The following is a 14,422-nucleotide window of genomic DNA, read 5'->3' on the forward strand; positions in this document are numbered from 1 at the left end:
AGATTATAACACTAACCTGGTTTCTACGCCTAGAAAAACTCCATATGATATAGCATTTGTTATTTGTTCTTTAGACTATACTAATCATTAAGTAGTCCATTTATTCAGTTTTTTGTAGAGCATTGAAGTGGTTGTAGAAGGGATGAGGAATTAAAAACCAGCCTGTTCACAGGCATAAGGGAATTACTGTTAATCCATGAATATTAAATCTAATTTGGCATATAGCTCTGTTATCCTGAAAGGTCATGTTAACCGGTATGCCTTTTTAGGATTGCTTATTTCTGTTGGCAGTATCTTGATTGCAAGTTGTATTGTTTCCTATCAATTGACTGGGTCTGTAAGCTTAGGAGGGTTTATTCAGGCACAAAGATCTAACCCGGCAATTTGGATTCTGGATTTAACACCTTTTATGTTTGTTTATTGGGGGCAAGCGTTTTGTTATGGATTGGTTAACAAAGCGGAGAGTTTACTGGTTGATAAAACCAAAGAACTTTTGAATATTAGTGGGAATCTGGAATTAAAACTCAAATATGATAGCTTGACCAATTTGCCTAACAACCGCTTGTTAAATGAAAAAATACGGCTCGCTATTGAACAATTGGGATCACAAGGTGAGTTAGCAGTTATTGTGATAAAAATTAATGATCTTAATTATAATTTCAGCTCATTTAATACCAATAATATCGTAAAGCAATTTGCTGAAAAATTAAAATCGGTTCTGATTGATCCCTACATGCTAAAAGCGTCTCTTGGAATTAATATGGTTGCAAGATTGCAAAGTGATGAATTTGCCATATTGATGCCAAGACTTAAAAAGGATTTGGAAATTAATGAGCTGTTAATTCATCTTCTTACCTTGCTAAATAGTAATCTCATGGTGGATGGAATTAATATCAATCTGGCCACTACCGTTGGTGCTGCTATCTATCCTATCCATGGAGAAGAAGACGATGTTTTACTAAATCATGCCATTATTGCAGTTTACCAGGCACGAAAGGAAAACAAATCCTATGCAATTTACAGCCCTGAAATGGAAGAAGACCTTATTAATAATCGGATTGTGATGAATGAACTGCAACGCTCCATTGAAAACAAAGACTTGAAAATATATTACCAACCGATAGTTGAATTAGCTAATGGCCAAATTGTAGGTGCCGAGTCATCAGCTCGTTTTGAACATCCTGAATTAGGTTTATTAAGCGCGGAAAAATTCATGCCTTTAATCGAGGGAACCAGTTTAATTCATAATTTGACAACTCTTATGCTTAAGGAAGTCATAAAGCAATTAGCCGCTTGGCATGATGCTGGACATAAAATTTTTGTCTCGGCGAACCTGTCAGTGAATCGTGGGCTGCCTGATTTGATAGAGAAATTATTAAATGATTATGAGATTGCCCCACAATTCCTGAAACTTGAATTTACCGAAAGGACTTGTTTAGCTGAGCAGATGGTTACCAGTGAAGTTTTTGAACGATTATCAACCATGGGCATCAAATTATGCATAGATGATTTTTGCAGCGAGAACTCTTCCTTTATTTATTTGACTGATTTCCCTATTGAAAACATTAAAGTTGAGAAATCTTTCGTACTGAAAATAGCCAAAGACGCAAAAAAAGCCAAAATTGTAGAGGCTATAGTAAAACTGGCCCAAACATTAGGGTGGGAACCCCTGGCAGATGGCATCGCTGATCAAAATGCATTGGAAAAATTAAGAGACTTAGGCTGCTTGTATGGCCAGGGATTATATTTTTCTCGAGCGGTCAATGTGGCTGAATTTACATCATTGCTAAAGAAATGAATCTGGCTTTAAATCACTTACCATTCGTTTTCCCGCTTTGATTCACATGGAATACGAATCACAACGCTGACACGCTATGGCCACACTGATATTAAAACTTGTCTGGATTGGCATGCTCCCAGTGGATTCTATAATCTTCAGGAATATCGCCTTGTAAAAATTGGCCTGGCTTAACGTAAGTATAGATTTGATCAAAAGATTTGACTTCATCCACCCCGATTCGTCTCATAATATGGGATGGTTTTAAATCACTGGGATTGTTTAATCCCAAGGCGCCAACCATTTCCAAAAAGCTTTTTATCGTATTATTATGGAAATTAGCAACAAGAAATTTTTTTTGATCAACAACAAGACCATACTGAAGACGTTTCTTTTGAGTGGCAACTCCTGTCGGGCAGGTATTGGCATTGCATTGTTTTGATTGTATGCACCCTATTGCCATCATCATGGCTCTTGCTGAATTGCAGATATCGGCCCCAAGAGCAATATTAGTGAGCAAATCAAACCCGTTGGTTACTTTTCCACTGCAAATTACGCGAATTTTATCACGTACACCGGTGCCAATAAGGGCATTATGAACAAAAACCAGACCGGCTTCCAAAGGAGTTCCTATAAAATTGGTGTATTCAACCGGTGCTGCTCCTGTCCCTCCTTCGGCACCATCTATTGTAATAAAATCAGGTAAAATATTTGTTTTCAGCATGGCTTTGCAAATAGCCATAAATTCATGTCGGCGCCCAAGGCAGAGTTTAAAGCCTATGGGTTTTCCACCTGAAAGATCGCGTAATCGTTTTACAAAATGAAGTAAACCAACGGGATTATCAAAAGCGGTATGGGCAATTGGCGATAAAACATCTTTGCCCATGGGCACTTTTCTTACTTTTGCGATTTCTTCAGTTAATTTGGCTGCAGGTAAAATTCCACCATGAGATGGCTTCGCGCCTTGTGATAATTTAATTTCTATCATTTTGACTTCATCACGGGATGCTTCTTTGATAAATTCATTTTCGTCAAAGTCGCCTTTGTCATCACGGCATCCAAAATAAGCTGTGCCAATTTGAAAAACAATGTCACCGCCTTGCAAATGGTAAGGACTTAACCCCCCTTCCCCTGTATTGTGGTAAAAGCCTCCAAGTTTTGCTCCCTTGTTTAATGCCATTATGGCATTAGCCGATAAAGAGCCAAAGCTCATGGCTGATACGTTCAATCGGGAGGCATTGTAAGGTTTTTTACAATCAGGTCCACCCACATCGATTCTTGGTTCCACTTCGCTAGAGTGTTTCGGCGATAGAGAATGGAGTGCCCAAGTATAACCGACGCTTAGAATGTCTCGCTCCGTTCCGAAAGGAATGGTGTCTCTGACATTTTTTGCGCGTTGATAAATCATGGAGCGGGTTTCCCTGTTAAAAGGAAGCTCGCTTTCATCCGTAGCGATGAAATATTGTTGAATCTCAGGGCGAAGAAATTCCAAAAAATATCTAACGTGACCTAGAACTGGAAAATTGCGTAAAATGGTGTGTTTTGTTTGCAATACATCATAAATCCACAGGATTACAATAGGTATCAAAAAAGCAAAAAACCAGACAATATCCTGCAGCATGGCAAACAGGGCAAAGAGACATAAAAGGATAACTCCAAATCCGATATACCATTGACGTCGCATAGCTAATTCCTTTTAATTGTTTGCTATTAATATCAATAGTATAGGATGGTTTGCCGAGGAATACTTAATTTATCTGCTTATGGATTGCTATCCGTTTCAGAGCCAACTACTGCTTTATTAATTTTATTTTCCAAAGAAGATATAAATTGGGTCACCTGCAATCGCTGTTGCTCCTGTTCGTTTTTACATACAATTAATTCATGGCCAATGTCCAGAGCAGCAAGTAAAAGGATGTGAAAATTATCCAGGTGTTTAAATTTATTTTTGTTATTTTGCATTTTTTCATTAAGTTTTTCTGCTGCGAGTATTAAACTCACTTCTTCGCCATCAGGGCATTTGATTTCATAGATTTTATTTAATAATTTTATTTTACAGAGTTTAATATTGGTCATTATTACGCCTTTGTATTTGCACGGTATTATGCAAATAGTAGCAATTTTGCCTTAATGCAGCAAATTATGAAAATCATAGGTGCTGAGAAAGTGCAGCAGGTGAACACTGATTCTAAATGGAGTATCATTAGCTATCTTTTTAAATAGGGTTAAATATGTCTTTAGATAATGATTCGCTGCATTTACCTAAGTACGATGATTTTGTGCAATCCATTTCTGTTTTAGCATTAACTATGTCCGGAAGCGAATTACACGGAATCATGTGCGGTTATCTGTGTGCAGGGGCTGATAGTCAAGGCGAGGCTTACATACGCGCTTTGCTAAATAATAAAAAAGATGAGCAAAGTCGTAATGCGTTATTATCCATGTTTTCTGTCTTTTCAATTAGCCAGCAACAAATGAATAATTTTGATTTTGAATTTGAAATGTTATTGCCTGATGACGACGAATCTTTAGTCACTCGTGCTCAGGCTTTTAGTGAGTGGTGTGAAGGCTTTACGCAAGGGTTAACTATTGCAGGAGTTGGGATGGAGCAGTTTTATGAGGAGGAGTCTCAGGATGCTCTTCAGCACCTTATGGAATTTGCAGAGCTGGATTGTGAGTCTTTGGAGGTAGGCGAGGAAGATGAGAGAGCGTTGATGGAGGTCAGTGAATACACTCGTATGGCAGTACTTCGATTGCACAGTGATTTGGTTTTGCACGAAAGAGAACTTGGAGATTCTGGAACAACCCATTGATAGCAAGTTGATAAAGTATCGAGGTTGTTTGTATTTATTGGTTTCTTTGATTTTTTAAGGATTGCTCATTTGTTCTATTTATTAAAGTGAAAAGGGAAATTGATATGATAAGCCAACAAGAATATAAGGCGAGAAGAAAAAAATTAGCTGCGCAATTGCCTGATGACAGTGTTGCTGTAATACCTGCAGCACATGAAGTGCTGCGCAGTGGAGATACTCATTATCGATTTCGACAGGACAGTGATTTTTATTATTTAACAGGATTTAATGAGCCTGATGCTTTGCTGGTCATTATTGCGGGAAAGGATAGCCAAAGTATTTTGTTTAATCGCCCAAGAAATCCTGCAGAAGAACAATGGACAGGTAAACGATTAGGTCAGGACGGCGCTTTGCAAGAGCTTGGAGTGCAGGCGGCATACCCATTAAGCAGTATTACAGAAGAGCTTCCTAAACTATTCAGCGGGAAATCTGCCATATATTATGACCTCGGCCGTAATTTATCATTGGAAAAAAAAATCAGGCATGTTTTATCTTCACTAAAAGCCCAGGTGAGAAGAGGCATTAAGGCGCCTGAGTCCTTATGCGATCTCGAACCTATTCTAAGCGAAATGCGTTTGCTTAAAAGCGATGCGGAATTAGAGTTAATGAGACAGGCAGCCCGTATTTCAGTGGCTGCTCATAAACGAGCGATGCAAGTTTGTCAGAAAATGGAATATGAGTACCAACTGGAGGCAGAATTAATCTATGAGTTTAGCCGTCATGGCTGTCGTAGTGTAGCTTATGACCCTATCGTGGGTGGTGGCGCCAATGCCTGCATTCTTCATTATACAGAAAATAACAAACCTTTGCGCCGTGGCGATTTGGTGCTCATTGATGCAGGGGGTGAATATGGTAGTTATGCCGCAGACATTACCAGAACTTTCCCGGTAAGTGGTACTTTTAGCCCTGAGCAGAAAATCATTTATGAATTGGTATTGAAAGCACAAAAGGCTGGCATAGCAGCGATTGAACCGGGTCTTCCCTGGAATCATATTCAGCAGACTATTATCAGAATTCTTACTGAGGGTCTCTGTGATATAGGAATTTTAAAGGGCGATTTGGAGGAGCTCATTAAAAATGAAGCCTATAAACCATTTTATATGCATAATTCAGGACATTGGTTAGGATTGGATGTGCATGATGTCGGGCGATATAAAATCAATAATGAATGGCGTCCTTTAGAGGCTGGAATGGTATTAACAGTAGAACCAGGGTTGTATATCAGCGCAGGGATGGAAGGCGTTGATAAACGATGGTGGGATATCGGTGTGCGTATAGAAGATGATATTCTGGTAACCAGGGCAGGATATGAGGTATTGACCGGGGACTTGCCTGTTAATGTAGATGATATTGAGGCTTTGATGCGTGGCGAATAAAGAGACTGATATACTGATTATTGGCGGTGGTTTGACTGGTGCAAGCTTATCCTTGGCTCTGCAGGGATTAGGTTTCTCTGTCACGTTAGTAGAATCCAGGCCATACAGCGATAAGGTAAATCCTGATTTTGATGCTCGCTCATTGGCGTTGTCGCCTGCAAGTCAACGTATATTGGCAATGCTGGGAGTTTGGGAAATTCTCAAAGAATATACAACACCAATTCATATGATTCATGTTTCTGATCAGCATCGCTTTGGGGCTTCTCGTTTACATGGCGAAAAAAACAGTCCTTTGGGCTATGTGGTAGAAATGCAATACATCAACAGGGCTTTGAGTATTCTAATCAATAAAGAACACTTGTTAACTCCAGCGGCTTTAAAATCCATCGATTTTAACAATTCTACTGCCACTGTCGCCCATGGCGACGATATGATTTCTATCCGAGCTCAATTAATTGTCGCAGCCGATGGGACGGAGTCGATGACACGCTACCTTTGTAATCTGCCAGTCAAAATAAAAGATTATGCTCAAGACGCTATTGTCGCCAATGTAGGTCTGATAAAACCGCATGGCAATCGTGCTTTTGAACGGTTTACGCCTAATGGTCCTCTTGCATTATTGCCTATGATGAATGACAAAATGTCATTGGTATGGGCATCAAAGCCTGAAGAAGCAAAACGCTTAGTGATGTTGAATGATGATGATTTTTTGCGAGAACTGCAAACTGCTTTTGGGTATAGGTTAGGGCGATTTGGTAAAGTAGGAAAGCGATACTCCTATCCCTTGAAACAAGTTTTAATGCCCCAGCAAACCAAATGGCCTGTTGTTTTTGTTGGTAATGCCGCTCACACTTTGCATCCAGTTGCGGGTCAGGGGTTTAACTTGGGTTTAAGGGATATTGCGGCTTTGGCACAATGCATCAGCCAAAAGGGATTAAATCCACAGATGTTGGAGCATTATTTGCAATTACGAGCACATGATCAGCAAATGATTACCTGGCTAACAGACGGTTTAATACATCTATTTACGAGTCGTTTACCCGGTATGGGAGTAGCGCGTAACCTTGGATTGCTGGCACTTGATAATATACCGGCATTAAAAAATTTATTAGCGCGATATGCGCGGGGGTTTGGCGGAATTACTCCTGATTTGGTTTGTGAAATTGCATTAAGCGCAGGAGAATTTCAATGAGCCAACATTTTGATGTACTTGTCATTGGGGGCGGGATTGTTGGCTTGACAGCAGCTTTAGCTATGGCCCAACGCCATTATACTGTTGCTGTTATCGATGCAGGGACATTGATGGTCAATACAGACAAGAGTGATTTGCGTGTTTATGCCATCAATAAGGCATCAAAAATGTTATTAAGTGAATTAGAAGTGTGGCAGCACCTCAATGATGCCCGGGTCGCTCCTTATAATAAAATGCATGTATGGGATGGTGTGAGTGGCGCATATATTGATTTTGATTCTCGCAGTATTGCTGAGCCAAATTTAGGGGCAATTATTGAAGAATCAATCTTAAAGCAAGCTTTGTTGCGTCGAATCTCATCAGAATCCAAAATAAGTTTATTTCCTCAAAGTGTAATAGATGAGGTGTGCCATTTAGAGCGGAGTATCAAGATCTCCGGCCAAAATACTGCCTGGGAAGGGCAGTTATTGATGATCGCTGACGGAGCTAACTCCCCTATGCGTCATAAGCTTAAGGTGGATGTAACCAGCTGGTCTTATGAGCAGCAAGCGTTGGTCGCAACGGTAAGTAGTGAGAAATCACATCAGAATACTGCTTTTCAAGTGTTTCATCCTGATGGCCCTTTGGCTTTTTTGCCATTATCTAATCTCAATCAATGTTCTATCGTTTGGTCAACTCATGCCGATAATGCGATGCGATTGAAATTACTTGATGATAATGAATTTAGCCGGGAATTGACTAAGGCATTTGGAGGTCAGCTAGGGCAAATAAAGGTAGTAAGCAGTCGCCATCAATTTCCTTTACAGATGAGACATGTCAAGCAATATGCAGGGCATCGCTGGTTATTGCTTGGTGATGCAGCCCACACTATTCATCCATTAGCCGGTCTTGGGTTAAATGTTGGCCTGGCTGATGTGAAAAGCTGGTTAACCTGTCTTGAAATGGGTAAAGATGAATTGATATCCAAAAAAGTATTAGGGGCATACCAAAGGGAACGCAAGCATTCTGTTTGGCAAATTATTTTGCTTATGGAGGGATTTAAAAGATTATTTGGAACCTCCGCATCTCCTGTTACCTCATTACGCAGTCTCGGATTGAGGGCATGCAATGAATTTATCCCGATTAAACGATTATTTATGCGCCAGGCTAGCGGTTTATAAGTAATTTTTCGCCAAAATAAGACCTTTTTATCAAAAAAGATATATTGCTTAATTTTTAGTTAATAATTCTTATGTATAATTTTTTCGCTAACCTAAAAAACTCTCCGAGGTTTTTAAATCACTTATTCTTATTTCTGAAGTTTTTTAGGTTGCCTATCATTCCTCAGAGGTTAAGCAATGAACAGATTAAAATTTTTTTCCAAATTTCACAATGCGTTACTTAAATTTGAATCCAGTATTTCTAATTTAAGCGATCCTCTGGTTGGATTTAAAATCAAGGAATTACAGACTAAAAAAATATTGGTTCGAGCTGATGGGCGTAGTTTAGATCATTTACACAAATTGGGTGGTTTGCCACAACGCGTTGACAGCGAGAAGCTGGAAAAGGTTCGTATTACCGATGTAGAAAGATACCAGAAATTTAATCTGAATCCATTTGGATGGGGTGCCTGTGCTTCTACAGAAGATTTACGACAATTCCTGGAAACCTATCCCGAATTAACCAAGCAAGCATGGGTTCATAAATTTTATGGCAGTTCAACTTCACTTCTTACTCTAAAGTCTGAAGTAGGAATAGGATGTGGTGAGCATGACGGGGAAAAAGAAGAACTGGTTGTCGATAGTGTCTCATTTGGACAAATCATCGCGTCTACTTGCCCAAAATACAGGGATAAATACCTTGATGGGGGAGTGGTTCCCAATGCTATGAAGGATTTTAACCCCAAGGTCCCAGAGACAATGAAACTTGGTGATTTCAGTTCGGAAAAAAGCACTTTGGAATGGTTATTGATAAATGATTGTGAGGAAGAGTTTGCCAAGCTTTGCAAAGAAGTATATGGAGATACTCCTCTTAAAATTTTGCTGAGGCGATTTGACGGAGATCAATATCTTGCAGACGCTGTTACTTATTATGTAAAGGAATCTTCATTATCCCCTAGAGTTTAATGCTCGATGAGGATTGTGGCCTTGGATTGACTGTCAATTCAACGCCATGATCCTTATTTATTTGTGCTTCAACATGGTGAGATGGATCTAAAATAAGCGGATTCATATGATGTACCTGGTCAAAGCGTATAGAACTGTTATTCCCAATCATTGATTCAACGCTACCATATCCCCATTCATTTCCAGTTAGAGCAAACGCATCTGAAGGATTAATAGCAGCAGGCAGATATTTTTCAATTTCCTCTTCACGAAACTCCAGAACATCGCGTGTGCTTCGATACACTTTGGTAGGGCCATCATAGTCTTCAAAAATTGAATCAAACTGTTCTTGCTGAATTTCATTAAAAATGGGAAATTCAATTTTTGCAATCCATGGAAATTTATGTTCACTTAACAGTTTTTTATAAGCACGTAAATAATAGGGAAAAATGATATGTTGTATATCGTAACCGCAATCAATTTTTGCAAAAAAACCCATTCCAACCGCAGTGGCTTTAAGCAAGGCCGCTTTTCCAGTTTCTTTTCCTGTTTGATTTACTGATGCCAGCAGTAGTGACACGTCTTCCAGTTGATAGCGAAAATAGGCTTCAGATAGGAAGATAATAGCGTTGGACTTGCTAAAACTGGGATAAAAACCACCTGATGAAAACCTTGCCAGATAAGGAAACCCCAAACGAATGCGAGCCATCAGCTTGTTAGTATCATACTCACCTAACTCCTTTTTAGCCTCATCAAATTGAATAGGTAAACCATCATGCAAATGGCTAAAGAGTGGTGAATCAATTATTTTTTGTACGGAGTCTAATAGAAATAAACGATAATGGAGGTAATTATTTTCAAAAGAGGGGCCTGCTAAAGAAAAAATACTCACTCTTATTGGTTTTCGATAGGGTAATAATGGATTGGTTAGTGGATAACCACCGGAGGCGGTAACCAGGCTATGCGAAGAAACAATTTTTTTACTGCCTGTTAATCTTTCTATTGGAGACAATAATTCAGGATGCCCTACAGGGATTTTCTCAAAATAGCCTGCTTCATTTGGGAACGGTAATCCATTTTGAAAATACCCGCTCTTATCTCCTGACACATTGACGGCTGTTACTTTAGTTAATGCCTCATTAATCGTTTCAGTGTCTGGAAGATATTTCTTATTAGCAAATACTCTGACGGAAGATTGCGTTTCTATCAACTCATCTATCTGAAATTTTTTATCGAGGCCACTGCCTTTTAATTGTGTTTCAAACCAAATTTTAGGGGGGATAGCTTTCATCGGTCTTGATGCACGTGTGAAAAATGAAAAAAATTTAGACCGCATGAGAAATCTCCCTTACAAATTTGGTATGCCAGCAGGTCAGCATTATTCTGTTAATAATTTGCACTAAAGATGGATCTTAAACAAAATCTAATTCTCTCTTTTTCATATGCAGAAAGGAGGTAGATTCTGTTAATTGCATAATTAAAACCATCTTTTGTCTTATTATATTTCATTGTGAGTCAAATTAAAACGCATGTTTTAAAATTGATAGTCGATTTATTTGCTAAATGTATTTGTTTTGCAATAATGCAATATATTGATGATTTGAATGGAGAGTTCATGTTTGGACGATTATGGCTGCGCCTCCCTGTAAACAAGCCAACTCTTGATTTATCAAAGATGGTTTTGGGTCGAATGCCTGCGGAGACTACCTTTGAATCTGTAAAGCGAGAGTTTGAACAGGAACTTCGTCGAGTTGGGTTGAAGCGATTTCAAGAAAACATCCATGCTGAGCAATTGATTTTGGAGCAATTATTAAAACAGCGGGAAGAGATGACAAAAAAAATTGATGAAAAATGTTTGCGCCCTGCGCTACAGCGATCTGAAAACGGATACGATGTAACAGGATTATATTGGAGCAGGATGCAAGGGGAGCTGTCAAAAATTCAGTCTAAAAAAGAACGTGTTGAGTTGGATGAAACGATCGATTGGTTATATGCTCGTCGCCGTTTTTTAAAGGAGCAGAATAATCTGTCTTTAAATAAAGAACCAGCTCACTCTGCTTCCCCCGCACTTTAGCGTGCAAATTCTTTGCGGCAAAAACTTACTTTATCTAAAGTTGACTCTTGTCCGCTCTCTTTAAAACGTGCTTCAATCGTTCTATAACGCTTAAGGCCACCCTCGCGGTTGGCTATTTGTATATTTAATCCTGGTCTGGCATTCAATTCCAGCATTAATGGACCATGTTCTTTATCAAGTACAATATCAACTCCAAGATAACCCAAACCAGTTAGCTCATAGCAACTGGAGGCTATTTCAAGAATTTGATTCCAATAGGGTACTTCGATGCCTACAATGGGATTTAACGTGTCCGGATGGTAGTCTATGGTATCATTTTGAAACACACCACCAAGAGTTTTTCCTGTCGCAAGATCAACGCCTACACCAATTGCTCCTTGATGCAAGTTGGCTTTTCCACCGGATAAACGGGTGGGAAGTCTTACCATGGCCATTGCCGGATAGCCCAGTAAAGTAATAATACGTATATCGGGTATGCCTTCATAACTGACCTCTGCAAACACGGGGTCGACGACTACTCGTTTTTCAATGATGGCATAGTCTGAGGAGCCACCAAGGCTATAAGCCCCTGATAGCAAGCAAGATAAGTGGTAACTCAGTTCTTGCACTGTTGTAAGCTTGCCATTAATTTGTCGATATCGACCGTAAACTTTGTCCTTAAATACCAGTATACCATCACCACCAGAACCTCTGGCTGGTTTTACCACGAAATCATTATAGCTGGCAAATCGGGTTTCTATTGATTTGATTTGTTGCTCAGTTTCAATGATGTCATATAACGCAGGAACTGCAATTCCAGCTTTTAAAGCCAGTTTTTTGGTTTTGAGCTTGTCATCAACCAAAGGAAATAACTTTCTTGGATTGTATCGTAATACAAAATCCGTATTCCGCTGGTTAATGCTTAAAACCCCATGATTTTTCAGGCGCCTAAACAGGTTAATCATTTCATCGCACTCGCAAGTGATTTAAAGCGTTTTAATTCGACTAAACGATAGCCACGATATTGACCGAACCATAAAATCAAGGACAAAAGCACCAAAAGTAATTCGGGAAAGGCAAAGATCAAATATTGTAAGGGCTCATAACTCATTGCCCCATATGAAATAACTGCTGCAGCAAGACTGCCAATTCCTGATTTTATTGCTTCGGAAGCCCCTCTTTCATCCCATGTGATGCACATGCGTTCGATAGTCATGGTTAAGATGACCATAGGGAATAATGCGACAGACATACCGGTATCAAGACTAAGATTTTGGCATAGAACACTGATAAAGATCATTAATAGAATCACTACAGTGAGAATGGCTGCAAGTCTTGGGACTAACAGTAGTCTTAATTGATCCAGATAAAATCGGGCTAATAGTCCGAAAGAAATAATAATGACAAATAAAGTAATGCCCCATGCTACATGAGTCTCTCTAAAGGCCAGGGCGATCAAGACGGGCATAAACGTACCAAAAGTTTTAATGCCTATAAAATTACGCAATATTAAAATGATGAATGCTCCAATAGGAACAGTTAGCAAGATTTTATAGATCCCTTGTACATTGACAGGTAGCTGGAGTAAGGAGAAGCGCAAGAGTTGCGAGTCTTCTAGCCCTCTTGATTTGGCCACACTTAAGGCATTAATGGGTGTTGGCGATACAGTTAATGAAAATTGAGCTCTATTACCCCCAACAACATTAAATAGAGGGCCATTCCCATATTGCCAAATCAGAAACTCTTTTGGCAAGCCGGCACTGCCAGTTTTGGGGTTAATGTAAATCCAGTTTTTTCCATTAAACACAGCGAGCAGGGATTTTAAATCGGCCTTTTTTTGTTGGTTTAGATAAATCCCCTGGACTGTAATGGCCGGAATCTTTGATTGATTGAGAATCAAAATGGTGGCATTGATAATATTGTCATCATTGAATTCGTTCCCAACTAAAAGCTTCGCATTACCATCTCTTTTGTTTAACTCTTTAATAGTGCTTTGGGCAAATGTTTGAATGTCTGCTGATGTTGATCTCACTTGATTGGTAATCGTTTCAACGGCCGATTTTTGACTGTCATTCAGAGGTTGTGATTTAGTTACCGAAGGTTTAGGCAAAGAAGACTCATCACTGTCCGTTTGGCGGAAGATTGCTCTATAATAAAGTGATTGAGGACCATTACCACGCCTTATAGACCATACAGTTTCTCTATTGGATCCGTTTAAATTGGTGGTGACACCATAATTTCTGGACACAAAATATTCATCGAGAATGGCAAAATTGGGGGGCAGGTAAGGGATATTAAAGCTTGCTTTTATCGGCGTATTTCTATCAGCGGTAAAACGTAGATTGGATTCAACCATCCAACTATTGATCGTTTCCGTATCGGTCAGAGGGACATCCAGAACGATATGTCTATATAAAAAAATACCTGATCCTAAAAGCAATAGAGTGAGGATCAAACCATAAACATGACGTTTGTTATTTTTCATTGTTCACTGGGCTCTTGGATTTAGTTGTGAAAGTAAGGGCAGGGTCAACGGCCCCATTAAAATCAATAATGGCATCTCTTCCCAACAATAAAGGGTAAAGGAATCGTTTCCTGTTGGTTAAGTTCACTTTAATTGTTCTGACTTTATCACCAAGCTTGATATTAAGTAAGACTACCGGTCGCTTAATGGGAGTTGTTCTTAATAACCCTGGATTGGTCTCACTTGACCTTACTTTAATCTTTACTTTGCCGACATACTCTCCTTCAAATGAGTAATCACCGGTTTTGGTTGGAACGGTAAAACGTAAATAAGGAATGCCTTTTTTTTCAATTTCTGTGATATTCACGGCATGTAATGATGCTGATTTAGCGCCAGTATCAAGCTTTGCAGATAAAGTGAGGTTTTGATCGATTAATGTGGCTTTCTCTACGTAGCCATAGATTTGAGCTTCACTGTTTGCCATAAGAGATCCTGTCAGTAGTGACATTAACATAAAGAGAACAAATTTTGATCTCATTTAATCCTCATATTGGGTTTTATTTTGGTGCAATATCGTAGCAGGTTTAAGGCATAAGTCACAGTCTGAGAGAGAATTTAATGCAA

At 39.2% G+C, this 14,422-nt stretch carries 13 protein-coding genes; 7 read left to right on the forward strand and 6 right to left on the reverse strand.

Annotation, left to right across the window (positions count from 1 at the left end; translation table 11 throughout):
• The first annotated feature begins 196 nt into the window (after positions 1-196).
• On the forward strand, positions 197-1,798 hold the full coding sequence (locus LPG_RS00380; RefSeq protein ID WP_010945834.1) for a putative bifunctional diguanylate cyclase/phosphodiesterase: 1,602 nt from the start codon (positions 197-199) through the stop codon (positions 1,796-1,798).
• A 91-nt stretch (positions 1,799-1,889) separates the two neighbouring features.
• On the opposite strand, the gene LPG_RS00385 is transcribed toward LPG_RS00380, so the two are convergent.
• A complete protein-coding gene (locus tag LPG_RS00385; RefSeq protein ID WP_010945835.1) occupies positions 1,890-3,461 on the reverse strand; it encodes an FMN-binding glutamate synthase family protein in 1,572 nt (523 codons plus the stop codon).
• Positions 3,462-3,538: 77 nt separating this feature from the next.
• Complete coding sequence (locus LPG_RS00390; protein WP_010945836.1) at positions 3,539-3,853, reverse strand: cell division protein ZapA; 315 nt, start codon at positions 3,851-3,853, stop codon at positions 3,539-3,541.
• A gap of 155 nt (positions 3,854-4,008) precedes the next feature.
• Here LPG_RS00390 and LPG_RS00395 point away from each other — a divergent pair, with 155 nt between their 5' ends.
• The 5 genes from LPG_RS00395 (at position 4,009) to ceg3 (ending at position 9,302) form a co-directional block, all read left to right on the forward strand.
• Positions 4,009-4,590 (forward strand): UPF0149 family protein, encoded by a 582-nt coding sequence (locus LPG_RS00395; RefSeq protein ID WP_010945837.1) that lies wholly within the window; start codon positions 4,009-4,011, stop codon positions 4,588-4,590.
• Between the two features lie 104 nt (positions 4,591-4,694).
• Complete coding sequence (gene pepP, locus LPG_RS00400; protein ID WP_015444958.1) at positions 4,695-6,005, forward strand: Xaa-Pro aminopeptidase; 1,311 nt, start codon at positions 4,695-4,697, stop codon at positions 6,003-6,005.
• Positions 5,995-7,197, forward strand: coding sequence for a 2-octaprenyl-6-methoxyphenyl hydroxylase (gene ubiH / locus LPG_RS00405; protein ID WP_010945839.1), 1,203 nt, complete (start codon positions 5,995-5,997; stop codon positions 7,195-7,197). Before pepP ends, ubiH begins: the two co-directional genes overlap by 11 nt.
• Positions 7,194-8,357: a UbiH/UbiF/VisC/COQ6 family ubiquinone biosynthesis hydroxylase gene (locus LPG_RS00410; RefSeq protein WP_010945840.1), complete on the forward strand. Its 1,164-nt coding sequence runs from the start codon at positions 7,194-7,196 to the stop codon at positions 8,355-8,357. The genes ubiH and LPG_RS00410 overlap by 4 nt, the downstream gene beginning before the upstream one ends.
• Positions 8,358-8,534: 177 nt before the next feature.
• Positions 8,535-9,302 carry a Dot/Icm T4SS effector Ceg3 gene (gene ceg3, locus LPG_RS00415; protein ID WP_010945841.1) on the forward strand — a complete coding sequence of 256 codons (768 nt, stop codon included), beginning with the start codon at positions 8,535-8,537 and terminating at the stop codon, positions 9,300-9,302.
• Here ceg3 and LPG_RS00420 read toward each other — a convergent pair.
• On the reverse strand, positions 9,292-10,617 hold the full coding sequence (locus LPG_RS00420) for a lpg0081 family Dot/Icm T4SS effector (RefSeq protein WP_010945842.1): 1,326 nt from the start codon (positions 10,615-10,617) through the stop codon (positions 9,292-9,294). The genes ceg3 and LPG_RS00420 overlap by 11 nt on opposite strands.
• A gap of 279 nt (positions 10,618-10,896) precedes the next feature.
• On the opposite strand from LPG_RS00420, the gene LPG_RS00425 reads away from it, so the two are divergent.
• On the forward strand, positions 10,897-11,355 hold the full coding sequence (locus tag LPG_RS00425; protein WP_015444957.1) for a hypothetical protein: 459 nt from the start codon (positions 10,897-10,899) through the stop codon (positions 11,353-11,355).
• Here the strand turns inward: LPG_RS00425 and LPG_RS00430 are convergent.
• The 3 genes from LPG_RS00430 to LPG_RS00440 are packed head-to-tail and all read right to left on the reverse strand — an operon-like array spanning position 11,352 to position 14,336.
• The gene (locus tag LPG_RS00430) at positions 11,352-12,299 is read right to left on the reverse strand and encodes an alpha-L-glutamate ligase-like protein (RefSeq protein ID WP_010945844.1); all 948 of its coding nucleotides are present in this window, start codon (positions 12,297-12,299) and stop codon (positions 11,352-11,354) included. The two genes, LPG_RS00425 and LPG_RS00430, sit on opposite strands and share 4 nt — an antisense overlap.
• On the reverse strand, positions 12,296-13,819 hold the full coding sequence (locus LPG_RS00435) for an inactive transglutaminase family protein (protein WP_010945845.1): 1,524 nt from the start codon (positions 13,817-13,819) through the stop codon (positions 12,296-12,298). Before LPG_RS00435 ends, LPG_RS00430 begins: the two co-directional genes overlap by 4 nt.
• Positions 13,809-14,336 (reverse strand): ATP-dependent zinc protease family protein, encoded by a 528-nt coding sequence (locus LPG_RS00440; RefSeq protein WP_010945846.1) that lies wholly within the window; start codon positions 14,334-14,336, stop codon positions 13,809-13,811. Before LPG_RS00440 ends, LPG_RS00435 begins: the two co-directional genes overlap by 11 nt.
• Positions 14,337-14,422 lie beyond the last annotated feature (86 nt).

It is taken from the genome of Legionella pneumophila subsp. pneumophila str. Philadelphia 1, assembly GCF_000008485.1.
In the GTDB taxonomy this organism is placed as follows: Bacteria; Pseudomonadota; Gammaproteobacteria; order Legionellales; family Legionellaceae; genus Legionella; species Legionella pneumophila.

Excerpts from the sequence above, each read along its gene's own strand:
- LPG_RS00380 (WP_010945834.1), top strand. The coding sequence starts at position 197 with ATGAATATTAAATCTAATTTGGCATATAGCTCTGTTATCCTGAAAGGT.
- LPG_RS00385 (WP_010945835.1), bottom strand. The coding sequence starts at position 3,461 with ATGCGACGTCAATGGTATATCGGATTTGGAGTTATCCTTTTATGTCTC.
- LPG_RS00390 (WP_010945836.1), bottom strand. The coding sequence starts at position 3,853 with ATGACCAATATTAAACTCTGTAAAATAAAATTATTAAATAAAATCTAT.
- LPG_RS00395 (WP_010945837.1), top strand. The coding sequence starts at position 4,009 with ATGTCTTTAGATAATGATTCGCTGCATTTACCTAAGTACGATGATTTT.
- pepP (WP_015444958.1), top strand. The coding sequence starts at position 4,695 with ATGATAAGCCAACAAGAATATAAGGCGAGAAGAAAAAAATTAGCTGCG.
- LPG_RS00410 (WP_010945840.1), top strand. The coding sequence starts at position 7,194 with ATGAGCCAACATTTTGATGTACTTGTCATTGGGGGCGGGATTGTTGGC.
- ceg3 (WP_010945841.1), top strand. The coding sequence starts at position 8,535 with ATGAACAGATTAAAATTTTTTTCCAAATTTCACAATGCGTTACTTAAA.
- LPG_RS00420 (WP_010945842.1), bottom strand. The coding sequence starts at position 10,617 with ATGCGGTCTAAATTTTTTTCATTTTTCACACGTGCATCAAGACCGATG.
- LPG_RS00425 (WP_015444957.1), top strand. The coding sequence starts at position 10,897 with ATGTTTGGACGATTATGGCTGCGCCTCCCTGTAAACAAGCCAACTCTT.
- LPG_RS00430 (WP_010945844.1), bottom strand. The coding sequence starts at position 12,299 with ATGATTAACCTGTTTAGGCGCCTGAAAAATCATGGGGTTTTAAGCATT.
- LPG_RS00435 (WP_010945845.1), bottom strand. The coding sequence starts at position 13,819 with ATGAAAAATAACAAACGTCATGTTTATGGTTTGATCCTCACTCTATTG.
- LPG_RS00440 (WP_010945846.1), bottom strand. The coding sequence starts at position 14,336 with ATGAGATCAAAATTTGTTCTCTTTATGTTAATGTCACTACTGACAGGA.